Below are 23,560 nucleotides of genomic sequence, written 5' to 3'. Positions count from 1 at the left end.
CAATTCTCAACAGCATACTTACAGACGTTTCTTACAAAAGACCGACGATCCCAACGGATATGCCCACAGTGAATCAGCCTGCCGATGCCCCACAAACCCCCGCCGAGATGCGCCGCACCGCGCTGTACCTGACCCTGGCGCAAGTCCCCGCCGGTTGCGTGGTGAGTTATGGCGAGCTGGCGCAACTGGCCGGGCTGGGGCGCGCCGCGCGCTGGGTGGGTCGTACCTTGAGCCAACTTCCCGAGGGCACCACATTGCCCTGGCATCGTGTGCTGGGTGCCGGTGGTCGGATAAGTCTGCCGGTGGGCAGCGCCTCGGGCGACGAGCAACGGGCACGCTTGCGCGATGAGGGCGTCACGGTGCGCAACAATCGCGTGGATATTCAGCGCCATGGCTGGCGCCCGGTAGAGCACAGCGGTTAGAGTGCGCGCTTTGTTTCCGTGAATCTGAGGCAGACTCCAGCCCATGCCCCGTAAAACCTGGCGCGCCGCGCTCGCCGCCTATGCCAGCCCCTCGACGTTAGTGCTGTTGTTGCTCGGCTTTGCCGCCGGCTTGCCTTACATGTTGGTGTTCTCGACGCTTTCGGTGTGGCTGCGTGAGGCCGGTGTGGCCCGCGAGACCATCGGCTATGCGAGCCTGATCGGTTTGGCGTATGCCTTCAAATGGGTCTGGTCGCCGCTGCTCGACCAATGGCGCCTGCCACTGCTCGGTAAACTCGGACGTCGTCGCTCCTGGCTGGTGCTTGCACAGTCGCTGGTGATCCTCGGATTGATCGGCATGGGGTTCTGCGACCCGCAGAAACACCTGTCCTGGCTGATCGCCATTGCCGTCGTGGTGGCCTTTGCTTCCGCCACCCAGGACATCGCGGTCGACGCCTATCGCCTGGAAATCGCCGACGACAGCCGCCAGGCCGCCCTGGCCGCCAGCTATATGTCCGGCTACCGCATCGCCGCCCTGCTGGCCACGGCCGGTGCGCTGTTCTTTGCCGAAGGCTTCGGCTCCACCGGCTTCAACTATAAGCACTCGGCCTGGACCGGTACCTATGTGCTGTTCGGCGTGCTGATGATCCCGGCGCTGCTGACCACGCTGTTCATGCGCGAACCGAATGTACCGCTGCGCACCCAGTTGCAGGCCGGGCGCTATAGCTTCGTGCATCAACTGGTGTCGGTGTTTGTGCTGATCGTGTTGCTGGTATCCGTACCGGCGATGTTCACCCAGTTGTTCAACACCGACTTCGCCAGCGTGCTGTTTCACGGCGTCAGCCTGTGGGACTTGCTGATGGACGACCGCGCGTTCCTGCGCGCCATTCTCTATATCATTCTCACCACGCTGTGCCTGTCGGCAATGGGCCGGCGGGGCCTGGCGCCGGTGCTCACGCCGGTCAACGACTTTATCCTGCGCTACCGCTGGCAGGCATTGCTGCTGCTGGGGCTGATCGCCACCTATCGTATGTCCGACACGGTGATGGGCGTGATGGCCAACGTGTTCTACATCGACCAGGGTTTTACCAAGGACCAGATCGCCGGGGTCAGCAAGATCTTCGGCCTGATCATGACCCTGCTCGGCGCCGGCATGGGCGGCCTGCTGATCGTGCGCTTCGGCATCCTGCCGATCCTGTTTATAGGCGGCGTGGCGTCGGCGGGGACCAACCTGCTGTTCGTGATGCTCGCCGACATGGGCCCCGACCTGCAGATGCTGATCTTTACCATCTCCCTGGATAACTTCAGCTCGGGCCTGGCCACGTCGGCATTCGTGGCCTACCTGTCGAGCCTGACCAACCTCAAGTTTTCCGCCACCCAATATGCGCTGCTCAGTTCGATCATGCTGTTGCTGCCGCGCCTGATCGGCGGGTACTCGGGGGTGATGGTGGAGAAGTTCGGGTACCACAACTTCTTCCTGATCACCTGCATGCTGGGCGTACCGACACTGCTGCTGATTGCGTTGCACTGGTATCAGGAAAATCGGCGGATGCGGTTGAATCCGCCGGTAGAGGACTGATTCTGGGGGCCCTTTAAAAGCCAGACCGCGGCGCCCCCATCGCGAGCAAGCTCTGCGCCTACAGACAGCCCTGCATTCTGATGCCTGTACGGCGGCAGTTTGCGCCCGTACAATCCCAAGTCATTTCAAGTTCAAGCAACCGACAACGGCCTACCATGCGTACCAGTCAATATTTGCTCGCCACACAGAAAGAAACGCCTTCCGATGCGGTCGTGATCAGCCACCAGCTGATGCTGCGCGCCGGCATGATTCGCAAACTGGCCTCGGGCCTGTACACCTGGCTGCCCATGGGCTTGAAGGTGATGCGCAAGGTCGAAGCCATCGTTCGCGAAGAAATGAACGCCGCCGGCTCTCTCGAAGTGTTGATGCCGAGCACCCAACCGGCCGAGCTGTGGCAGGAATCCGGGCGCTGGGAAGAGTACGGCCCTGAGTTGCTGCGCTTCAAGGACCGTCATGGCCGCGACTTCTGCGCCGGCCCGACCCATGAAGAAGTGATCACCGACCTGATGCGCAACGAGTTGAGCAGCTATAAACAGTTGCCTCTGAACCTGTATCAGATCCAGACCAAATTCCGCGATGAAATCCGCCCACGCTTCGGTTTGATGCGCGGCCGCGAATTCATCATGAAGGACGCCTATTCGTTCCACGCCGACCAGGCATCGCTGCAGGTCACCTATGACCGCATGCACCAGGCCTACTGCAATGTGTTCACGCGCCTGGGCCTGAAGTTCCGGGCGGTTGAAGCGGACAATGGCTCCATCGGCGGTGCCGGCTCCCACGAATTCCACGTACTGGCCGAGTCCGGCGAAGACGATATCGCGTTCAGCAACGGTTCCGACTACGCGGCGAACATCGAGAAAGCCGAAGCCGTGCCACGGGAAACCTCCCGTCCAGCCCCGGCTGAAGAACTGCGCCTGGTGGATACGCCAGAGACCAAGACCATCGCGGCCCTGGTGGAGAAATTCAATCTGCCGATTGAAAAGACCATCAAGACCCTGATCGTGCATGCCGAAGAAGAAGGCAAGCTGATCGCCCTGGTGATCCGTGGCGACCACGAACTCAACGAAATCAAGGCCGCCCAGCAACCTGGCGTGGCCAGCCCGCTGGTCATGGCCAGCGATGCCGAACTGCGCGACGCCATCGGCGCCGGTGCCGGTTCCCTCGGCCCGCTGAACCTGCCGTTGCCGATCATCATCGACCGCTCGGTCGAGCTGATGAGCGACTTCGGTATCGGCGCGAACATCGACGACAAGCACTACTTCGGCGTGAACTGGGAGCGTGACCTGCCGGTGCCGACCGTTGCCGACCTGCGCAACGTGGTGGCCGGTGACCCAAGCCCGGACGGCAAGGGCACCCTGGAAATCAAGCGCGGCATCGAAGTCGGGCACATCTTCCAGCTGGGCAACAAGTACAGCAAGGCGATGAAGTGCGAAGTGCTGGGCGAGAACGGCAAGCCGATCACCCTCGACATGGGCTGCTACGGCATTGGCGTTTCCCGCGTGGTTGCCGCTGCCATCGAGCAGAACAACGACGAGAAAGGCATTATCTGGAGTGACGCCCTCGCGCCTTTCCAGGTGGCCCTGGTACCGCTGCGTTACGAAACCGAGCAAGTACGCGAAGCCACCGACAAACTGTATGCCGAACTCACGGCAGCTGGTTTTGAAGTGCTGCTGGATGACCGGGACAAGAAAACCAGCCCGGGCATCAAGTTCGCCGACATGGAGCTGATTGGCATCCCGCACCGGATCGTGGTCAGTGACCGCGGCCTGGCCGATGGCAATCTGGAATACAAGAGCCGGACCGAAGCCGAAGCCCAACCCTTGCCGGTGGCTGACGTGCTGTCTTTCCTCCAGGCGCGTATTCGTCGCTGAAAACCAGATCAAGAGAAGTCATGTTCAAGCGAAACACCAGAGCCCTGGGGGGCGCCGCCTTGTGCGGCGCCCTGCTGGTCAGCGGCTGCGCCAATCAGATGTCGCAACGCAGTGAGCACGAGGAGCGGGTCGAACGTAAGTTGCTCGACCACAGCCTGCAGATCGATGTAGGCGAACCCAAAGTGCTGGAACTGCCGCAACGCCGGGTTCGCATTCACGAGCAAAAGACCTTTGAGATCACCGAATTCGAAGTTACCCGTCGTTACGATCGCTACACGCCTTACCAGCCCTGGCGCAAACTCTATGAGATGCCCCTGGGTGCAGTGGCTTTGGTCGCGGGTGCGGGCGCCAACGTGGCGAACATCTTCGCCCTCGGCAACCTGCCGACCAGCATGACCCACGACTGGCTGACCTACGGCGTGGACGGTCTCAACCCGTTCATGAACGTGCAATCCCATGGGCGCGCGCAACAGAACCTGGCGGGTATCGATGAAGTCCAGCGCGACAAACGCGTGGAGTATTCGAGCCTGCCCTGGAGCGAGCGCCCGGTCCAGGTCACCGCCGGCAAACAGACCCATGATCTGACCACCGACCGCAACGGCGTGCTGCGCCTGAACCTGTTGGACAGCCCGTTTGCCGAGCAGGACCTGAACCGCGTCACGACCTTGAAGATCAGCGTGGAAGATGGCCAGGACGACGTGCACTCGGACTCGACCCTGGCGATCAGCAGCACCCTGCGCGGCAAGTTGCTGGAAGCCCACGGCCTGATCTACGACGACCTGGAAGACGATGAAGTCAGCCAGTGGGTGCACCGGGTCAAGCGCCTGTCGGAGCTGGGCCTGGAGGAAGAAGCCAGCGAACTGGAACAAAGCCTGATCGAACTGACCCGCAATGATCCCGAGCTGCAGCAGGAATTCCTGCAGGCGTTGACCAAGGATGCAGGGCGGTTGGTGGCGGATCCCGGAGCACGCTGAGGCTTCGAAAACGCTGCAGATCCAAATGTGGGAGGGGGCTTGCTTCCTCCCACATTTTTTCCCGGCTTCTACCAGGAGAACTCTAACTGTTCGTTCCCGCCACTCAGGTCCAGCAGCCGCACCCCAATCCCCAACAACCGCACCGGTTTCCCACCGCGATTGAACGCCTGGGTCATCAACTGTTGATAACTCTCCAGATCCCGCGCCGCGCCCGCCTGCTCCAGCGTCGTCTGGGTAAAGTCATGGAACTTCACCTTAACGAACGGCTTGCCCGCCTTGTAGCTGCTGTCGATACGCGCCATGCGCCCTGCCAGGGTCTCCATCAACTCTGGAAGTTTCGCCAGGCAGCTTGAGAGATCCGGCAAATCCACATCGTAGGTATTTTCCACACTGATGGACTGCCGCCGGCTGTCGTTCTGCACCACACGTTCATCTATCCCACGGGCCAGGCTCCACAAGCGCTCGCCAAAGCTGCCGAACTCACGCACCAGCGCCAACTTGTTCCATTCGCGCAATTGCAGGCAGTCTTCGATGCCCAGGCGCGCCAGCTTGTCTGCCGTCACCTTGCCCACGCCGTGCAACTTGCTTACCCGCAGTTGGGAGACAAAGTCCTCGACCTGATCCGGGGTGATGACAAACAGGCCGTTGGGCTTTTTCCAATCACTGGCGATCTTGGCCAAAAACTTATTCGGCGCCACGCCGGCGGACACAGTGATGTGCAATTGGTTGGAGACCCGGCGCCGAATGTCCTGGGCGATGCGTGTGGCGCTGCCGCCAAAGTGCGGGCTGTCGGAGACATCCAGGTAGGCCTCGTCCAGCGACAGGGGCTCGATCAGGTCGGTGTAGTCGCGAAAGATCGTCTGGATTTCCTTCGACGCCTCCTTATAGGCATCCATGCGCGGCTTGACGATGGTCAGGTCCGGGCAGAGCTTCAGGGCATGCCGCGACGACATGGCGGAACGCACCCCATACGCCCGCGCTTCGTAGTTGCATGTAGCGATCACGCCCCTTCGATCTGCCGACCCACCTACCGCCAGGGGCTTTTGCGCCAGGCTCGGGTCATCGCGCATCTCAATGGCGGCGTAGAAGCAATCACAGTCAACGTGGATGATTTTGCGCTGCGTCATAAGTAGAAAGGCGGGTGTAATCCAACGGATGGCCAGTATCGCATTCACCCCTGTATATAGCACCAGTAGTTTGAATCTTCCGCCTGAGTGGTAGGAAATTTCCCAGATGAATTTATTTTCTCAATCGAAATCAGCCTTCCAATAGAGCTGAAACCCTTGGCCCCACTGGCCCGAACCCCTCAAACGGCTCTACATGGAGAGCTAACCGATTGAACCACAAGCGCTTTTCTTCGATTCACCGGTTGACACACTCGCGATCCTCTGTAGAATGCCGACACACAGACGCGGGATGGAGCAGTCTGGTAGCTCGTCGGGCTCATAACCCGAAGGTCGTCGGTTCAAATCCGGCTCCCGCAACCAAACATCAAAAAAGGCTACTCGAAAGAGTGGCCTTTTTTGTTTTAGCGAGCGGGCTTGCCCCGCGCTGGACTGGCAAGCAGCCCCACACAAGATAGTGTGCACTTCACCACGGACTGCTCCGCAGCCCGGCGCGGGGCAAGCCCGCTCACTACAAAAAGCGTTTTCAATCGCGAACTTAGGTTACATGTCAGCTATTTCACACTTATTTGACCCATCGGCTCATTAACGGTTGACACCTCGCCATCTGGCTGTAGAATGCCGCCCACAGACGCGGGATGGAGCAGTCTGGTAGCTCGTCGGGCTCATAACCCGAAGGTCGTCGGTTCAAATCCGGCTCCCGCAACCAAACATCAAAAAAGGCTACTCGAAAGAGTGGCCTTTTTTGTATCCGATGAAAAAGTTCTTCTGAAACAATGGTATGGCATCTTTCATGAAACCGTACGCGGTTTGTTGAGTCCATCTCATTGCACGCTATGCTTACGCCTCTACGACCAATGGCCGCAGTCGCCGCACCCGGTGATCCGCGTTAATATTTGTAATTATTTTGTCCATAGGGATTGGTAACTTGGCTGGATACCTCCATCCTGTCGCGCACAATCCACGAGGTGATTGATGCGCGCCAACTCGTCTGAACCACAAGACACCGTCACAGCAGAACAACCTATCGCCCCCACCCGCTTGCGCTGGCTGGATCTGTTGAGCAAATACCGGCAACCCATCGGGCTGGCCGTGACCTTGTTGCTGTTCGCAATCGCCCTGATCGCCTGTCGGCACCTGCTATTGGAGCTGGATCTCTACGCCCTCCACGACTCGATCCTGGAAGTGCCCAAACCCGCGTTGCTCGGTGCGTTCGCCGCCGCCGTCGCCGGGTTCGTCATTCTGCTGGGCTATGAGTTTTCCGGCGCACGTTATGCCGGGGTGAACCTGCCTGCCAAGACCTTGGCCCTTGGCGGCTTTACTGCCTTTGCGATCGGCAATGCCATTGGCCTGTCGATGCTCTCGGGCGGCTCGGTACGCTACCGTTTATATGCACGCCATGGCATCGGGGCTTCGGAAGTCGCCCACATGACCGTGTTCGCCAGCCTGGCACTGGGCTGCGCCCTGCCCCCGCTGGCTGCACTGGCCACGCTGAGCAACTTGCCGGCAGCGTCGACCTACCTGCATTTGCCACAAACGGTGCTCGGCGGCGTTGCCGGCGCAGTGCTGTTGCTGTCGGCCATGTTGTGCATCGGCATCTACCGCCGCCGCCTGCCGGAACAGCCCTACCCGGACAACCTGCTGGTAAAGGCCGGGCGTCGGACCCTGCGTCTGCCCGGTCGCCGCCTGACATTCCTGCAACTGATCATCACCGCACTGGACGTTGCCGCCGCCGCTACTGTCCTTTATATGCTGCTGCCGGAAGCACCGCCTTTCGGCCCGTTCCTGCTGGTGTATCTGCTGGCGTTGGCCGCCGGTGTACTCAGCCATGTGCCAGGGGGCGTGGGCGTATTCGAAGCCATCCTGCTCGCCGCATTCGCCGACAAGCTCGGCGCCGCGCCCTTGGCCGCCGCCCTGCTGCTGTACCGAATGATCTACGTGGTCCTGCCGCTGCTGATCGCCTGTGTGTTCCTGCTGGTCAACGAGGCCCAGCGCCTGTTCCAGACTCAGCAAAGCCTGCGGGTAGCCTCGGGTTTGGCGGCGCCGGTGCTGGCCGTACTGGTTTTTTTGTCCGGCGTGGTCCTGCTGTTTTCCGGCGCCACGCCAGAAATCGACTCACGCCTGGAAAACATCGGCTTCCTGATTCCCCACCGCCTGATTGACGCCTCGCACTTCGGTGCCAGCCTGATCGGCGTGCTGTGCCTGTTGCTGGCCCAGGGCCTGCGTCGACGCCTGTCGGCTGCGTGGATGCTGACCATGGTGCTGCTGCTGGTGGGCGCCCTGCTCTCGCTGCTCAAGGGCTTCGATTGGGAAGAAGCCAGCCTGATGACCATGACGGCGATACTGCTGGCGATCTTCCGCCGCTCGTTCTATCGCGCCAGCCGCCTGACCGAGCTGCCTTTCTCACCGCTGTACCTGGTAGCCAGCGTCTGTGTGCTGGGGGCTTCTATCTGGCTGCTGCTGTTCGCGTATCAAGATGTACCGTACAGCCATCAACTGTGGTGGCAGTTCACTCTCGACGCCAACGCCCCGCGCGGCCTGCGCTCGTTGCTGGGCGCCGCCGTGCTGCTGGTCATCGTCTCGCTGACCTGGCTGCTGCGCACCGCACGCCCGGTGATCCACCTGCCGACTCCCGAGGAGCTGGAACGCGCCAGCAAGATCCTGATGGCATCGTCGCAACCCGACGGCGGCCTGGCGCTGACCGGCGACAAGGCGCTGCTGTTCCATCCGAATGACGAAGCGTTCCTGATGTATGCCCGTCGCGGCCGCAGCCTGGTGGCCTTGTATGACCCGATCGGTCCGACCCAGCCCCGTGCCGAAATGATCTGGCAGTTCCGCGATCTGTGCGACATCCATCATGCACGCCCGGTGTTCTATCAGGTACGCGCCGAGAACCTGCCCTATTACATGGACATCGGCCTCACCGCGATCAAGCTGGGCGAAGAGGCGCGCGTCGACCTGAAACGCTTTGACCTGGAAGCCAAGGGCAAAGAGATGAAGGACCTGCGCTACACCTGGAACCGTGGCACCCGGGACGGCCTGTCCCTGGAGATCTTTGAACCCGGCACGGCACCGATGGATGAATTAAAAGTCATCTCGGACGCCTGGCTTACCGGTAAGAATGTGCGGGAAAAAGGCTTTTCCCTCGGACGCTTCAGCGACGACTACCTCAAGCACTTTCGTATCGCGATCATTCGCTTCGAAGGCCGCCCGGTGGCCTTCGCCAACCTGCTCGAGACCTACAACCACGACCTGGCCAGCCTCGACCTGATGCGCGCCCACCCGGATGCGCCCAAGTTGACCATGGAATTCATGATGGTCGGCCTGATTCAACACTATAAGAATCACGGCTACGCCCGCTTCAGCCTCGGCATGGTGCCGTTGTCGGGCCTGCAACCGCGACGCGGCGCGCCACTGACCCAGCGCCTGGGCTCGATGGTGTTCCGTCGCGGCGAGCAACTGTATAACTTCCAAGGCTTGCGCCGCTTCAAAGACAAGTTCCAGCCTGACTGGGAACCCCGTTACATGGCCGTGCCCGCAGGACTTGACCCGCTGGTGGCACTGGCCGATACCGCCGCCCTGATCGCGGGCGGCTTGACTGGATTGGTGAAACGCTGATGATTCGACGCTCCTGGCGGTATGTATTGGCCTTTGTAGTGCTGCTCGCCCTGGTCCTGGGTGGCGGCTTTTGGTTCTGGAACCGCCCTGCCCCGCAGCCGACCCTGGAGCAACTGCCCCAGGCCGACGGCTCGGTGATGACCCGCGTGACCCCGGCCGGCACCCCGAAAGCCCGCGTCGCGGTGGCGGTGATGGCTGACGAAACACTGACCGATAGCCAGTTGATTACCCTGAGCCAGGGCGGCAAGGCGCAGATCGTCCAGGTGATCCTGCCAAAGGATGACTGCAAGCTGCAGGAACAAGCGCTGCAAAGCGCCCTGGGCCAGCTCAAGGGCCCCGCGACCCTGGTCAGCGGCATCGGCCCTGGCGCCGCCCTCGCCTGGCGCTGGCTGGCCACTCAGAGCGACGACAAGGCCAACGCCATCTCCGTCGGCTTCGCGTTGGTGCAGGAAGGGTGCAAGGACCCACTGCCGAAAACCGCCGCACACGGTAATTGGTTGGTGGCCTGGAACGACAACCCTGACGATGAAAGCGCCAGTTTCGTACGTGACACCCCGCGCGCCACCACCAGTATCAGCGACTACGACATTCACTATCCGCAAGTGCTGAACAACGAACTGCGCAAGCAACTGGTGGGTTCGGACAACGGCGGCCTGGCGATTCCCGTGGTGGAAGTGCCGGCTGGCCAGGCCAAGGACACCGTGACGCTGTTCCTTTCCGGGGATGGCGGCTGGCGTGACCTCGACCGCGACGTGGCCGGCGAAATGGCCAAGATCGGCTACCCGGTGGTCGGCATCGACACCCTGCGCTACTACTGGCAGCACAAGACCCCGGAACAAAGCGCCAAGGACCTCACCGAGCTGATGCAGCACTACCGGCAGAAATGGGGCACCAAGCGCTTCGTGCTGACCGGTTACTCCTTCGGCGCGGACGTCCTGCCGGCGATCTACAACCGCCTGCCGGAAAACGAACAACAGCGTGTGGACGTCATCATCCTGCTGGCCTTCGCCCGCACCGGCAGCTTTGAAATCGAAGTGGAAGGCTGGCTGGGCAACGCCGGCAAAGAAGCCGCGACCGGCCCGGAAATGGCCAAGCTGCCGGCTGACAAGGTGGTGTGCATCTACGGTGCCGAAGAAGTCGACGAGAGTGGCTGCACCGACAAGACCGCCGTGGGCGAGGCGGTGAAACTGCCGGGCGGGCATCACTTCGATGAGAACTACCCGGCACTGGCCAAGCGTCTGGTAGACATCATCGTGAAGCATCAGGCCAAGTCCGAGTAATTCCGGGCGGTACGCCAAACAAACTGTGGGAGGGGCTTGCCCCCGATAGCGGTAGGTCAGTCACAGCATTGTTGACTGACACTCAGCTATCGGGGCAACCCCCTCCCACAGTTTTTTGCGGCGTCGGTAAGATCTAGCGCGGCTCGATGTGGGCAATCATCAGTTGCACGGTTTCATTGCCACGAAACTCGTTCACATCCAGTTTGTAGGCCAACTCCACCCAACGTACGGTCGGGTTCGGCCAGACTTCCCGGTCGACGCCGAAGGCAATGCCATCGAGCTTCACCGACCCGCATTCGCTCTTGAGCACCACTTTCAGGTGCCGTTCCCCTACTACCCGCTGCTCGACCAGCTGGAACACGCCATGGAACAACGGTTCGGGAAAGTGCTGCCCCCACGGTCCGGCGTGGCGCAGTGCGCGCGCCAGCTCCAGGTGAAACTCTTCCACCGCCAGGGTACCGTCGGACAGCAGGCGCCCGGTGAGGTCTTCTTCGCGCAGCTGCCGACGCACTTCGGCGTCAAAGGCCTCGGCAAACAGTGGGAAATTTTCCTCGGGCAAGGTCAACCCCGCCGCCATGGCGTGGCCGCCGTATTTGGCGATCAGGTTGGGGTGCTGGCTCGCAACCACCGCCAGGGCATCGCGGATGTGGAAGCCTTGCACAGAGCGCCCTGAGCCCTTGAGCAGCCCATCGCCTGCATCGGCGAAGGCAATGGTGGGGCGGAAATAGCGCTCCTTCATGCGCGACGCAAGAATGCCGATCACACCTTGGTGCCAGTCCGGATCAAACAGGCACAAGCCGTAGGGCATTGAGTCCACCGGCAAGTCCTTGAGCTGAGCCAGGGCTTCGCGCTGCATGCCCTGCTCGATGGATTTGCGGTCCTGGTTCATGCCGTCCAGTTGTGCGGCCATTTCCCGTGCCGCGGCGAAATCCGTGGTGAGCAGGCATTCGATGCCCAGGCTCATATCGTCCAGGCGCCCGGCGGCGTTCAAGCGTGGCCCGAGGATAAAGCCGAGGTCGGTGGAGGTGATGCGCGCCGCATCCCGCTTGGCCACTTCGAGGATCGCCTTGATCCCCGGCCGTGCGCGACCGGCACGAATACGCTCCAGGCCCTGATGCACGAGGATGCGGTTATTGGCGTCCAGGGGCACCACGTCGGCGACGCTGCCCAGGGCGACCAGGTCGAGCAGCTCGCCAATGTTGGGTTGAGGCTTGTTTTCATACCAGCCCAAACTGCGCAAACGCGCGCGCAGGGCCATCAGTACGTAGAAGATCACGCCCACGCCGGCCAGGGCCTTGCTCGGGAACTCACAGCCCGGCTGGTTCGGGTTGACGATGGCATCCGCCGCCGGCAGCTCATCCCCGGGCAAGTGGTGGTCGGTCACCAGCACCTTCAGCCCCGCCGCTTTTGCCGCCGCCACGCCTTCGACACTGGAGATGCCATTGTCCACGGTGATCAGCAACTGCGGCTCGCGCTGCAGGGCCACCGCGACGATTTCCGGGGTCAGGCCATAGCCGTATTCGAAGCGGTTGGGCACCAGGTAATCGACATGGGCCGCACCGAGCAAACGCAGGCCCAGGGTGCCTACGGTGCTGGCGGTGGCACCATCGGCGTCGAAGTCACCGACGATGAGGATGCGCTGGCGCTGCTCCAATGCCGTCACCAGCAAGTCCACCGCCGCGTCGATACCCTTGAGCTGCTGATAGGGAATCAACCGCGCCAGGCTCTTGTCCAGCTCGGCCTCGGACCGCACGCCACGTGCGGCGTAGAGACGGGTCAACAGCGGTGGCAATTCCCCCAGGAAGGGCAGGACGGCGGGCAACGGGCGGGGATCGATACGCATGGGTGACGGGAGCTTCTCTTTAATACAACGGTTAAACGACAACTCTGAAGGGAACACAGATCAAATGTGGGAGGGGGCAAGCCCCCTCCCACATTTTCAACCGCGTTCGCCGACCAGCCATTGCAGTTGCACTTCGTGCTGGCCACGGTCGTCGGTGACGAAGATCGTGCCTTCACTGATCATCACGTCCCACTTGATCACGCGGGGCATGTCCTTGGCCAGGACCTCCAGAATCTCCTGGGGCACTGCTGCGATGTGGACATTCTTCAGGGTGTTCGCCACCGGCACCACTTTGCCTTCCCAAACGCGCAAGCTGCCGTATGCCAGCAGGCTGGTACGCTCAGTGCGACGCGAGCACCAGGTCAGGCGGTCGGCATCCGGCTGGCCGACTTCAATCCAGTGCAAAACCCGATCATCCAGGCTTTTTTCCCACAGGGCTGGCTCGTCTACATCTGACAGGCCACGGCCGAACGCCAACTGTTCGTTGTAAAAAAGGGCGTAGGCCAGCAGACGCACGGTCATGCGTTCTTCAGTTTCCGAGGGGTGGCGAGCGATGGTCTGCTTGACGCTCTCGTACACCGAACGGTCGAGGTCGGTGAGGTTGAGTTCGAATTTGTAGGTCGTGGACGGCTGGGCCATGAACGGGCTTCTAGAGACAGGGAAAGGCGGCCAGTCTAACCGATGGCGAGGTCATTCAACGAATCCTGCGCTGCATCATCCTTATCCCTGGGCTGCTCGCCTATGTTAAAAGGCTTCACACCACCGTTCCGCGCAGACAAGGATCCCCATGTCGTTTAATGCCAAACCGCTTGCCGGCCTGAAAGTCATCGAACTCGGCACCCTGATCGCCGGCCCCTTCGCCTCACGCATTTGTGCTGAATTCGGTGCCGAGGTGGTCAAGGTCGAGTCCCCGGACGGCGGCGATCCGTTGCGCAAATGGCGCAAGCTGTACGAAGGCACCTCGTTGTGGTGGTTTGTGCAGGCGCGCAACAAAAAGTCCCTGACGTTGAACCTCAAGCACCCGGACGGGCTGGCGATTCTCAAGCAACTGCTGGCAGACGCCGACATCCTGATCGAAAACTTCCGCCCCGGCGTACTGGAGAAGCTTGGCCTGAGCTGGGAAACCCTGCATGGGCTGAACCCGAAACTGGTGATGGTGCGCCTCTCGGGTTTTGGCCAGACCGGACCGATGAAAGACCAGCCCGGGTTTGGTGCAGTGGGTGAGTCCATGGGTGGGCTGCGCTATATCACCGGTTTCGAAGATCGCCCGCCGGTGCGCACCGGAATCTCCATTGGCGACTCCATCGCCGCGCTGTGGGCGGTCATCGGCGCCTTGATGGCGCTGCGTCATCGCGAGGTTAACGGCGGTGTGGGCCAGGTGGTCGATGTGGCGCTGTATGAAGCCATCTTCGCCATGATGGAAAGCATGATCCCCGAGTTCGACGTATTCGGGTTTATTCGCGAACGTACCGGCAACATCATGCCCGGCATTACGCCGTCGTCGATCCACACCAGCGCGGACGGCAAGCACGTACAGATCGGTGCCAACGGTGATGCCATCTTCAAACGTTTCATGAGCGCCATCGGCCGGGAAGACCTGGCGAACGATCCACAATTGGCCAGCAATGACGGGCGCGACAGCCGTCGCGATGAACTCTATGGCGTGATTGATCGCTGGGTGAACTCGCTGCCGCTGGAGCAGGTGGTGGAGCAACTCAACAAGGCTGAAGTGCCCGCCAGCCGTATCTACAGTGCCGAGGACATGCTGGGCGACCCGCAATTCCTCGCGCGCGAGATGTTCCTCAAGGCCCGGCTTCCCGGCGGCAAGGACTTCAAGATGCCGGGCATCGTGCCCAAGCTGTCGGACACACCGGGCAGTTGCGAATGGGTGGGGCCGCAACTGGGTGAACACAACGGCGTGGTGCTGGGCGAGCTGGGATACGACGCCGCCGCCATTGTCCGCCTGCGTGAGCAAGGTGCAATCTGATGCCCCACGGCTGCAAACACTGGCTCATTGCGCTGTACCTGGCCGCCATGCTGGCCAGCGGCTGGTCCGTACCGGCGAGTGCAGAGGGCACGTTGATCTGGTTATTGCGCGACTTGCCGCCGCTGACCATCTTCGAAGGGCCAGGCAAAGGCCAGGGTGCCCTGGACCAGTTGCTGCCGATACTGATCGGACACTTGCCGGAGTATCGCCATCAGGTAATGCACGTCAATCGCGCGCGCGGCATGCAGATGCTGCGCGAGCCCACGCTCACCTGCGATCCATCCTTGCTGTGGACGGCCGAGCGGGCCAGGTACATCGTATTTTCCAGGCAGGCGTTTGTGGTCGCCAGTAATGGCATCACGATCCGGCGCAGCCAACAGGGCGCCCTGGCGGCGTTTATCGTAGACGGCCAGTTCGACCTGCAGGCCTTCTTCGACGCCCATGAGGCAAGGGTCGGCGCGATCGCGGAACGCAGCTACGGCGCCGTTATCGATGAGCGACTGAAACAGGCCGACACACACAAACTCGCACTGCACTACGGCAACGATGCCCTTGGCAGCTTGCTGCAGATGCAGCGCCTGGGCCGGCTGGAGGCGGTGCTGGGCTATTGGCCGGAAATCCGCTACCACGCGATGCAACAGGGGATCGCAGCCGACGACCTCAGCTTCTACCCCATCAAGGGCACAGCGCCTTACCAGCGCACGCATATCGGCTGCTCGGATACACCTGAGGGGCGCGAGGCCATGGAACGGATCAACCAGGTCCTGCTCAGCCTCCCGCTGGAACACGTACAGCAGTCCTACGCTGCCTGGCTGGACCCTGCCATGCGTGAACACTACCTGCGAGACAACCCGAGCTTTTTCCAGGACTCGCCAGCGCCGTGACAAATCCCAGGCAAAAAGAAACCCCGAAGAGTGGGGAGACACTTCGGGGTTAAACGTGGCCTACAAAGACCAGTACAACAAGGCACAAACACCGGAGCACAATGTTTGCTCTTGCTGTTACGAAATCTGACCGGCCATGACGTGGGAAGTTTCCATCTATAAACAATTCTTCATGCAACGGCAGCGCTGCGGGTCTGGGCGGCATTGCGCAAGGCCGCGATGACCGAGGGTTCCAGGCGTCCTTCAGCGATCTTGAGGTCACGCAGCAGGCAATCCACCACATCCACCAATAGGCGCTTATCGAGCAATTGCGCCCGGTCGACTTCACGCTCGACCATGATCGCACCGGCGGGGTTCTTTACGGTTACCAGGCACTCGTCCTGCACACCTGCGGTGGTCAATGTCACCTGATAAGGGCTCAGTGCTTCTTCGAGCAATAGGCTGATACTTTCCATCTCGATCACCACTCAATAGTTCGCAAACATTCTTGTAAACGGGAGCTGCATCTATCCTAAGTGACTGGTTGTGACGTAGGAAAGTTCGCTTTTTCGTTTATGCGGGGTTGTCGGGGGATGACGTTTCCAGCATGCGCTTGCAACATGACAGGCAAAAAACGGCGGCACATAAATGCTTACGCAATGGGCTGCTGTTTTGGGCTCCCCCTGCCGCGCAGGCCATGGGTGAATCCTATACTCGATGAGCGCTGATCACGGTGCCACGTGGGTAAAGCGTATGCCAAAGGCCCTTATTGCGAAGGAGGAATGCGATGGTGGAAAACGATGAGCGACTGGCGACGATGGAGAAAATGCATGCCGATGTAAGGCGCATCTACGCAGAAATATCACGCATGCAGGCTGAGCAAGACAAGCTCAGATCGGAATCCCTGAAAATAAACTGTGAAACTTTCTGGTACCCCATGGGCGTAGCAATGGCCGTGGTCGCAACGATTGCTTCGATTACTGGAGTAGCGATTAAGTTGCTCTTGTAACCGGCACGCCGTCGGGCCTGCCAGAAACAAAAAACGCCGCTGACCCAAGGAAGGGAAAGCGGCGTTTTTGTCTGGGTGACCTGCCTTACAAAGGCTTGCCACGATTGCCATGCTGGCTGACAAACGCCTGCATCGCCTTCAAGTCATTCGGCAGCACCGTGCAGCGCTCTTCACGCTCGAACAGGTCGGTCAGATGCACCGGCAGTTCCAGCGCCTTGCCGACACCCGCCTTCTCCACCGCTTCCGGGAATTTCACTGGATGGGCGGTGCCGAGGATCACCATCGGGATATCCAGGCTGCGACGGCATTCGCGGGCGGCCTTGACCCCAATGGCGGTGTGCGGGTCGAGCAACTCGCCGGTCTGGGCGTAGACCTCGGCGATGGTTTCACAGGTCTGCGCGTCATCCACGGCCAGGGAGTCGAACAGCTTGCGGGTTTCGGTCCAGCGCTCTTCATCAACGCTGAAACCGCCGCCGCTCTTGAAGGTGTCCATCAAACCGGCGATGGCTGCGCCGTTGCGACCGTGCATGTCGAACAGCAGGCGTTCGAAGTTCGACGACACCATGATGTCCATGGACGGCGACAGGGTGGCGTGCAGGGTTTCCTTGACGTACTGGTTGCCGCTCATGAAGCGGTGCAGGATGTCGTTGCGGTTGGTGGCGACGATCAACTGGTTGATCGGCAGCCCCATGTTACGGGCCAGGTAGCCGGCGAAGATGTCGCCGAAATTGCCGGTCGGCACCGAGAACGATACCGAGCGCGCCGGGCCGCCCAACTGCAGCGAGGCGTGGAAGTAGTAGACGATCTGGGCCATGATCCGCGCCCAGTTGATCGAGTTCACCGCCACCAGGCGTGTGCCTTTGAGGAAGCCCTGGTCGGCGAAGCTGTTCTTGACCATTTCCTGGCAGTCATCGAAGTTGCCTTCGATGGCGATGTTATGGATGTTCTCACCGAAGATGGTGGTCATCTGGCGGCGCTGTACTTCCGACACACGCTTGTGCGGGTGCAGGATGAAGATGTCGACGTTTTCGCAGTGCTTGCAGCCTTCGATGGCGGCCGAACCGGTATCACCGGAGGTGGCGCCGATGATCACCACGCGCTCGCCGCGCTTCTCCAGCACGTAGTCCAGCAGACGACCCAGCAGTTGCAGGGCGAAGTCCTTGAACGCCAGGGTCGGGCCATGGAACAGCTCGAGCACCCATTCGTTGCCGTTGAGCTGGCGCAGAGGCGCGATGGCGCTGTGGGAAAACACGCCGTAGGTCTCTTCCAGAATCTTTTTGAAATCAGCATCGGGGATGCTGCCGGTGACGAATGGGCGCATCACCCGGAACGCCAGCTCGTGGTACGGCAGGCCGGCCCACGAAGCGATTTCTTCCTGGGTAAAGCGTGGCAGGTTTTCCGGCACGTACAGGCCGCCGTCGGTGGCAAGGCCTGCCAGCAAGACATCTTCGAAATTCAGGGCCGGTGCCTGGCCGCGGGTGCTGATGTAACGCATGACTGGCTCCTCTAAAACATTCTCGAACAGAGGCCGCCGCACACACGGGGCCTCTGGAACAAATCGGTTAGTTCAGGTGTTCGACGCGAATCCGCACCACCGGGCCCACGACGCCTTGCAAGGCTTCCAGCGCGGTGATGGCATCGTTGATGTGCTGCTCGAGCACCCGGTGGGTCAGCAGGATCATCGGCACCTGGCCGTTCTGCTCCTCGACTTCCTTCTGCATGATCGACTCGATGTTGATACCGCGCTCCGACAGGATACTGGCCACCTGGGCCAACACGCCCGGGTGATCCTTGGCCTGGATGCGCAGGTAGTAGGCGCTTTCGCAGGCCTCGATCGGCAGGATCGGGTGGGCCGACAGCGAATCCGGCTGGAAGGCCAGGTGCGGCACGCGGTTTTCCGGGTCGCTGGTCATGGCGCGAACCACGTCCACCAGGTCGGCGATCACCGACGAAGCGGTCGGCTCCATGCCGGCACCGGCGCCGTAGAACAGGGTGGACCCGGCAGCGTCACCGTTGACCATCACGGCGTTCATCACGCCATTGACGTTGGCGATCAGGCGGTCGGCCGGGATCAGCGTCGGGTGCACACGCAACTCGATACCCGCCGGGGTGCTGCGTGCGACACCGAGGTGCTTGATGCGGTAGCCCAGGGCTTCGGCGTAGTTCACGTCGGCAGTGGTCAGCTTGGTGATGCCTTCGGTGTAGGCCTTGTCGAACTGCAGCGGGATACCAAAGGCGATGGACGCCAGGATGGTCAGCTTGTGCGCCGCGTCGATGCCTTCCACGTCGAATGTCGGGTCGGCTTCGGCGTACCCCAGGGCCTGGGCTTCGGCCAGTACGTCTTCGAAGGTACGGCCCTTCTCGCGCATTTCGGTGAGGATGAAGTTACCGGTGCCGTTGATGATGCCAGCCACCCAGTTGATGCGGTTGGCGGACAGGCCTTCACGGATCGCCTTGATCACCGGGATACCGCCGGCAACCGCGGCCTCGAACGCCACGATCACGCCCTTCTCGCGGGCCTTGGCGAAGATCTCGTTGCCGTGTACAGCGATCAGCGCCTTGTTGGCGGTGACCACGTGCTTGCCGTTTTCGATCGCCTTGAGCACCAGCTCACGAGCCACGGTGTAACCGCCCACCAGCTCGATGACGATATCGATTTCAGGGTTGGTGGCCACGGCGAAGACATCGTTGGTAATCGCAATACCGGTCGTTTGGAACTGAGGCTTTGGCGAACGCGTGGCAATTTGCGCCACTTCAATCCCGCGCCCTGCACGGCGGGAAATTTCTTCAGCATTACGCTGAAGTACGTTGAAGGTGCCGCCACCGACGGTCCCTAACCCACAGATGCCTACTTTGACCGGTTTCACTGAAGAACTCCCCATGAAACGGCCGACGCTAGGTCGGCCGTGGAAAACAGCCGCACAACTGCGGCTTTCAATTAATGGCCCGTCGACTTATCCACAGGCCATGATCGTCAAAGGTTCGACGATGCTGGTTTATTTGGCACCCAGCGCCAGTTTGGCAACTTGTGGTGCCGGCTGGTAGCCCGGAATCACCTGGCCGTCAGCCAAAACGATGGCCGGTGTACCGTTGACGCCGATGGACTGGCCCAGGGCAAATTGCTTCGACACCGGGTTGGCGCACTTGGCGGCCTTGATTTCCTTGCCATCGACCATCTTGTCCATGGCCGCTTTCTTGTCGGCCGAGCACCATACGGCCTGCAACTGCTCGTCGCCCGGCGAACCCAGGCCCTGGCGCGGGAACGCTACGTAGCGGACTTCCACACCCAGCTTGTTCAGCGCAGGCACTTCGGCATGCAACTTATGGCAGTACGGGCACGTGGTGTCGGTAAACACGGTGATATGGGTCTTGGTCTCGCCGATGGCCGGGTAAACCACGGTTTCAGCCACCGGGATGCCGTTGATCAGCTTGGACACGCCCAGGCGCTCGGCTTTCTCGGTCAGGTTGACCGGCTTGCCGTCCTTGAGCTGGAACAGGTAGCCCTGGACGATGTACTGACCGTCTGCACTGGCGTACAGCACGCGGCTGCCCTTGAGCTTGACTTCATACAGGCCGGCCATCGGGCTGGCACTGATGCTTTCGATTGGGGTATCGAGCTGCAGGTTGGCCAGGCTCTTGCGGATGGTCTGCTCGGCAGCGTCATCGGCGACGGCAAAGGTGGAAACCAACGCAATGGCTGCGGCGGCAATAATCTGGGTCAAGCGCATGGAAACTCCTGAAGGCAGATGCAGGGACGGGTGCAGGCGCGCCAATACGGAAACACGAGTGCGGGCGGTCCCCTTTGCTAACCGGCAAAGCCTACCACAGTTGGGCCGCAGGGCAGCCCGTGGCGGCATAAATTGGCGCTTTTCAGCCTCGCGGGTGGTGCTTGGCATGCATATCCTGCAAGCGCGCACGCGCCACATGGGTGTAGATCTGGGTGGTGGATAAGTCGCTGTGCCCGAGCAGCATTTGCACCACGCGCAAATCCGCACCGTGGTTGAGCAAATGGGTGGCGAATGCATGGCGCAAGGTGTGGGGCGACAGGCTCTTGCCGATCCCCGCGACCCTGGCCTGGTGTTTGATGCGATGCCAGAACGTCTGGCGGGTCATCTGTTCGCCACGCTGGCTGGGAAACAGCACATCGCTGGGCCGCCCGCCCAGCAGCTCGCTGCGAGCATCGCGCATATAGCGCTCGACCCACACAATCGCCTCCTCCCCCATCGGCACCAGCCGTTCCTTGCTGCCCTTGCCCATTACCCGCAGCACCCCCTGGCGCAGATTGACTTGCTCCAGGGTCAGGCTGATCAGCTCCGTGACCCGCAGGCCACAGGCATACAACACTTCCAGCATGGCGCGGTCACGCTGGCCGATGGCTTCGCTGAGGTCGGGCGCAGCGAGCAAGGCATCGACGTCGGCTTCCGACAGGGATTTGGGCAAGGGCCTGCCCAGTTGCGGCATATCGATTTGCAGGGTCGGATCGAGGGCGATCAGTTTTTCCCTCAGCAAATAACGATAAAACCCACGCACACCGGAGAGAAATCGTGCAGTGGAACGGGGCTTGTAATTCTGTTCCAGGCGCCAGGCCAGATGATCGAGGATCAGCTCGCGACCGGCATTGATCAGTTCCAGGTTTTTTTCCTGCAGCCAGCCGTTGAACAGCGCCAGGTCGCTGCGGTAGGCCTGGCGGGTGTTATCTGACAGGCCTTTCTCCAGCCATAGGGCATCGAGGAAACGGTCGATCAGGGGGTGGTCGATGGCAGGCATAGGGACTCGAACAGAAAAGTGGCGGAACCAGGTAGATCCTATCCCGGACCTCAAATCGCGGGCACAAAAAAGCAGCCCGTAGGCTGCTTTTTTCTGCATCGGGAAGCTGGACTTAAGCCAGTTTTTCCTTGATGCGAGCTGCTTTACCGGACAGGTCACGCAGGTAGTACAGCTTGGCTTTACGTACGTCACCGCGACGCTTGACGGCCATGCTGTCGATTTGCGGGCTGTAGGTCTGGAAAGTACGCTCTACGCCAACACCGTTGGAGATTTTACGAACAGTGAAAGCACTGTTCACACCACGGTTACGCTTGGCGATTACCACGCCTTCGAACGCTTGCAGACGCGAACGGTCGCCTTCCTTCACTTTCACCTGAACGACAATGGTGTCGCCCGGGGCAAAGGTAGGGATCTCTTTGGTCATCTGCTCTGCTTCGAGTGCAAGGATGATTTTGTTAGTCATGCTGTGCTCCTAAGGTAAGTCAATGGACCTACCATCGATACGTTGTTAACTATCGTCCCGCGCGAGGATATATTCCTCGAGCAGCTTCTTCTCTTCTCCAGAAAGCGAGCGGCTTTCCAGAAGATCGGCGCGTCGTTCATAGGTCCGACCAAGGGACTGCTGTAAACGCCAACGCCGGATGTGTGCGTGATTGCCACTTAGCAATACGTCGGGAACACGCTGATCCGCATACACCTCCGGTCGGGTGTAGTGCGGGCAATCCAGCAAACCGTCCGTGAAGGAATCTTCCTCCGCGGAGTCCGCATGCCCTAAAGCTCCAGGCAGCAGTCGTGTAACCGCATCTATCAGGACCATCGCCGGCAGCTCGCCGCCAGACAGGACATAGTCCCCAATCGACCACTCTTCATCGACATGAGCATCAATAAAACGCTCGTCAATGCCTTCATAGCGACCGGCAATCAGGATCAGTGCTTCCTCATTCGCCAGTTCGCGGACCCCAGCCTGCTTCAGCTGACGGCCTTGAGGGGACAGGTAAATTACCTTCGCCTTCTCCCCGGCGGCTGCCTTGGCCTGAACCAACGCATCTTCCAGGGGCTTGATCTTCATCACCATGCCCGGGCCACCGCCAAATGGGCGATCGTCCACAGTGTGATGTCGATCCGTCGTGTAGTCTCGCGGGTTCCAACAGGTGAGCTGCAACAGCCCCTGCTTCACCGCCCGACTGGTGATGCCGTACTCGCTGATGGCGGAGAACATCTCGGGAAACAAACTGATCACTTCAATGCGCAAATTAGCCACGCTTAGAAGTCCGCGTCCCATTCCACCTTCATCTCGCCCGCCGCCAGGTCAACAGCCAACACGCATTGCTCGGTATAGGGCAACAGGCGTTCGCGATCATCCAGGCTGCCAGCGCAAGGCTTGACCACCATTACATCATTGGCGCCGGTTTCCAGAAGATGATCGATTTTCCCGAACAATTGCCCGAGTTGATCAATAACCTTCAGACCTTCCAGCTGGTACCAGTAGTACTCGCCGTCGGTCAATTCAGGGAACAGGTTGCGCGGCACGCAGATCTCATAACCGGCCAGAAGACGAGCTTCTTCACGATCATCAAGACCCTTGAGCTTCGCGACCAGGAACTTATCGCTCCCGCGTCCACTGACCAGCTCGACCTGTTTCACACTACCTTCGCGCTTGAGCGTCCAGGTCTTGTACTGCAACAGGTTTTCAGTCGGATCAGTAAAGGAATACACCTTCACTTCGCCGCGAACGCCATGAACAGAATAAATCTTGCCGATAACGATCAAATCATCAGCAACAGTTGGCGTCGCGTTCATATTGCTCAGGCTGCGGCCTTAGCCGAGTCCTTCAACAACTTGGCAACACGCTCAGACGGTTGTGCACCAACGCTCAGCCAGTAGGCTACGCGCTCTTGGTTCACGGACAGGCGGACTTCTTGACCACGAGCGATCGGGTTGAAGAAACCTACTTGTTCCTTGTGAGAGCCGTCACGTGGGTTGCGGCTGTCAGTTACGGTCAAGTGGTAAAACGGGCGCTTTTTGGAGCCGCCAAGGGCAAGACGGATTGTTAGCATGTGAACATCGTTCCTGTAGTCGGTGCTGCAAATCTAAATGCACAGCGGGCATAGGTGCCCGAAAGGCCGCATATTCTAAGGAATATCCGGACTTTTGCAAATGTCTTTTTCTGGCGCCTATCAGCGTGCCATTCAGATCTGCTAGAGAGCCGTCGGTTAAAACGGCAGG

General features: G+C 60.5%; 21 protein-coding genes and 2 tRNA genes. 11 read left to right on the top strand and 12 right to left on the bottom strand.

Going from position 1 to position 23,560, the window contains the following annotated elements:
• Window positions 1-59: 59 nt before the first annotated feature.
• The 4 genes from B9N88_RS18410 (at window position 60) to B9N88_RS18395 (ending at window position 4,843) form a co-directional block, all read left to right on the top strand.
• Window positions 60-422 (top strand): MGMT family protein, encoded by a 363-nt coding sequence (locus B9N88_RS18410; RefSeq protein WP_043293512.1) that lies wholly within the window; start codon window positions 60-62, stop codon window positions 420-422.
• A gap of 43 nt (window positions 423-465) precedes the next feature.
• The gene (locus B9N88_RS18405) at window positions 466-1,998 is read left to right on the top strand and encodes an AmpG family muropeptide MFS transporter (protein WP_027605474.1); all 1,533 of its coding nucleotides are present in this window, start codon (window positions 466-468) and stop codon (window positions 1,996-1,998) included.
• A 155-nt stretch (window positions 1,999-2,153) separates the two neighbouring features.
• Entirely contained in the window at window positions 2,154-3,869 is a 1,716-nt protein-coding gene (locus B9N88_RS18400) for a proline--tRNA ligase (protein WP_027605473.1), read from the top strand.
• Between the two features lie 20 nt (window positions 3,870-3,889).
• Window positions 3,890-4,843 (top strand): hypothetical protein, encoded by a 954-nt coding sequence (locus B9N88_RS18395; RefSeq protein WP_027605472.1) that lies wholly within the window; start codon window positions 3,890-3,892, stop codon window positions 4,841-4,843.
• Window positions 4,844-4,911: 68 nt separating this feature from the next.
• Here the strand turns inward: B9N88_RS18395 and dinB are convergent, their stop codons facing one another.
• The gene (gene dinB, locus B9N88_RS18390; RefSeq protein ID WP_027605471.1) at window positions 4,912-5,970 is read right to left on the bottom strand and encodes a DNA polymerase IV; all 1,059 of its coding nucleotides are present in this window, start codon (window positions 5,968-5,970) and stop codon (window positions 4,912-4,914) included.
• A 283-nt stretch (window positions 5,971-6,253) separates the two neighbouring features.
• Between dinB and B9N88_RS18385 the strand changes: the two genes are divergently transcribed.
• The 4 genes from B9N88_RS18385 (at window position 6,254) to B9N88_RS18370 (ending at window position 10,865) form a co-directional block, all read left to right on the top strand.
• A tRNA-Met gene (locus B9N88_RS18385) sits at window positions 6,254-6,330 on the top strand.
• Between the two features lie 269 nt (window positions 6,331-6,599).
• A tRNA-Met gene (locus tag B9N88_RS18380) sits at window positions 6,600-6,676 on the top strand.
• A gap of 266 nt (window positions 6,677-6,942) precedes the next feature.
• A complete protein-coding gene (gene mprF, locus B9N88_RS18375; protein ID WP_027605470.1) occupies window positions 6,943-9,585 on the top strand; it encodes a bifunctional lysylphosphatidylglycerol flippase/synthetase MprF in 2,643 nt (880 codons plus the stop codon).
• Window positions 9,585-10,865 (top strand): virulence factor family protein, encoded by a 1,281-nt coding sequence (locus B9N88_RS18370; RefSeq protein ID WP_027605469.1) that lies wholly within the window; start codon window positions 9,585-9,587, stop codon window positions 10,863-10,865. The genes mprF and B9N88_RS18370 overlap by 1 nt, the downstream gene beginning before the upstream one ends.
• 133 nt (window positions 10,866-10,998) lie before the next feature.
• On the opposite strand, the gene recJ is transcribed toward B9N88_RS18370, so the two are convergent.
• Complete coding sequence (recJ, locus tag B9N88_RS18365) at window positions 10,999-12,708, bottom strand: single-stranded-DNA-specific exonuclease RecJ (protein WP_027605468.1); 1,710 nt, start codon at window positions 12,706-12,708, stop codon at window positions 10,999-11,001.
• Window positions 12,709-12,804: 96 nt separating this feature from the next.
• Window positions 12,805-13,347: a YaeQ family protein gene (locus B9N88_RS18360; RefSeq protein ID WP_027605467.1), complete on the bottom strand. Its 543-nt coding sequence runs from the start codon at window positions 13,345-13,347 to the stop codon at window positions 12,805-12,807.
• Window positions 13,348-13,495: 148 nt separating this feature from the next.
• Between B9N88_RS18360 and B9N88_RS18355 the strand changes: the two genes are divergently transcribed.
• Window positions 13,496-14,695: a CaiB/BaiF CoA transferase family protein gene (locus tag B9N88_RS18355; RefSeq protein WP_027605466.1), complete on the top strand. Its 1,200-nt coding sequence runs from the start codon at window positions 13,496-13,498 to the stop codon at window positions 14,693-14,695.
• Entirely contained in the window at window positions 14,695-15,579 is an 885-nt protein-coding gene (locus B9N88_RS18350) for a TIGR02285 family protein (RefSeq protein ID WP_027605465.1), read from the top strand. The genes B9N88_RS18355 and B9N88_RS18350 overlap by 1 nt, the downstream gene beginning before the upstream one ends.
• 170 nt (window positions 15,580-15,749) lie before the next feature.
• On the opposite strand, the gene B9N88_RS18345 is transcribed toward B9N88_RS18350, so the two are convergent.
• On the bottom strand, window positions 15,750-16,034 hold the full coding sequence (locus tag B9N88_RS18345; protein WP_027605464.1) for a DUF3509 domain-containing protein: 285 nt from the start codon (window positions 16,032-16,034) through the stop codon (window positions 15,750-15,752).
• A gap of 311 nt (window positions 16,035-16,345) precedes the next feature.
• Between B9N88_RS18345 and B9N88_RS18340 the strand changes: the two genes are divergently transcribed.
• Window positions 16,346-16,567 (top strand): hypothetical protein, encoded by a 222-nt coding sequence (locus B9N88_RS18340; protein WP_027605463.1) that lies wholly within the window; start codon window positions 16,346-16,348, stop codon window positions 16,565-16,567.
• Between the two features lie 85 nt (window positions 16,568-16,652).
• On the opposite strand, the gene thrC is transcribed toward B9N88_RS18340, so the two are convergent.
• The 8 genes from thrC to rpsP all read right to left on the bottom strand — a co-directional run bounded on the left by thrC (window position 16,653) and on the right by rpsP (window position 23,391).
• Window positions 16,653-18,062, bottom strand: a complete 1,410-nt coding sequence (thrC, locus tag B9N88_RS18335; RefSeq protein WP_027605462.1) for a threonine synthase — start codon at window positions 18,060-18,062, stop codon at window positions 16,653-16,655.
• A 67-nt stretch (window positions 18,063-18,129) separates the two neighbouring features.
• Window positions 18,130-19,434 carry a homoserine dehydrogenase gene (locus tag B9N88_RS18330; protein ID WP_027605461.1) on the bottom strand — a complete coding sequence of 435 codons (1,305 nt, stop codon included), beginning with the start codon at window positions 19,432-19,434 and terminating at the stop codon, window positions 18,130-18,132.
• 129 nt (window positions 19,435-19,563) lie between these two features.
• Window positions 19,564-20,295 carry a thioredoxin fold domain-containing protein gene (locus tag B9N88_RS18325; protein WP_027605460.1) on the bottom strand — a complete coding sequence of 244 codons (732 nt, stop codon included), beginning with the start codon at window positions 20,293-20,295 and terminating at the stop codon, window positions 19,564-19,566.
• 142 nt (window positions 20,296-20,437) lie between these two features.
• Window positions 20,438-21,334 (bottom strand): site-specific tyrosine recombinase XerD, encoded by an 897-nt coding sequence (gene xerD, locus B9N88_RS18320; protein ID WP_027605459.1) that lies wholly within the window; start codon window positions 21,332-21,334, stop codon window positions 20,438-20,440.
• A gap of 112 nt (window positions 21,335-21,446) precedes the next feature.
• A complete protein-coding gene (gene rplS / locus B9N88_RS18315; protein WP_003175895.1) occupies window positions 21,447-21,797 on the bottom strand; it encodes a 50S ribosomal protein L19 in 351 nt (116 codons plus the stop codon).
• Between the two features lie 45 nt (window positions 21,798-21,842).
• Window positions 21,843-22,616 carry a tRNA (guanosine(37)-N1)-methyltransferase TrmD gene (gene trmD, locus B9N88_RS18310; RefSeq protein WP_177327730.1) on the bottom strand — a complete coding sequence of 258 codons (774 nt, stop codon included), beginning with the start codon at window positions 22,614-22,616 and terminating at the stop codon, window positions 21,843-21,845.
• Entirely contained in the window at window positions 22,598-23,134 is a 537-nt protein-coding gene (gene rimM / locus B9N88_RS18305; RefSeq protein WP_027605457.1) for a ribosome maturation factor RimM, read from the bottom strand. Before rimM ends, trmD begins: the two co-directional genes overlap by 19 nt.
• A 5-nt stretch (window positions 23,135-23,139) precedes the next feature.
• On the bottom strand, window positions 23,140-23,391 hold the full coding sequence (rpsP, locus tag B9N88_RS18300; RefSeq protein ID WP_003238923.1) for a 30S ribosomal protein S16: 252 nt from the start codon (window positions 23,389-23,391) through the stop codon (window positions 23,140-23,142).
• Window positions 23,392-23,560 lie beyond the last annotated feature (169 nt).

Origin of the sequence: Pseudomonas sp. LAMO17WK12:I1, assembly GCF_900177315.1 — a bacterium.
GTDB lineage: Bacteria > Pseudomonadota > Gammaproteobacteria > Pseudomonadales > Pseudomonadaceae > Aquipseudomonas > Aquipseudomonas marginalis.
This window is presented reverse-complemented; position numbering and strand designations above follow the sequence as displayed.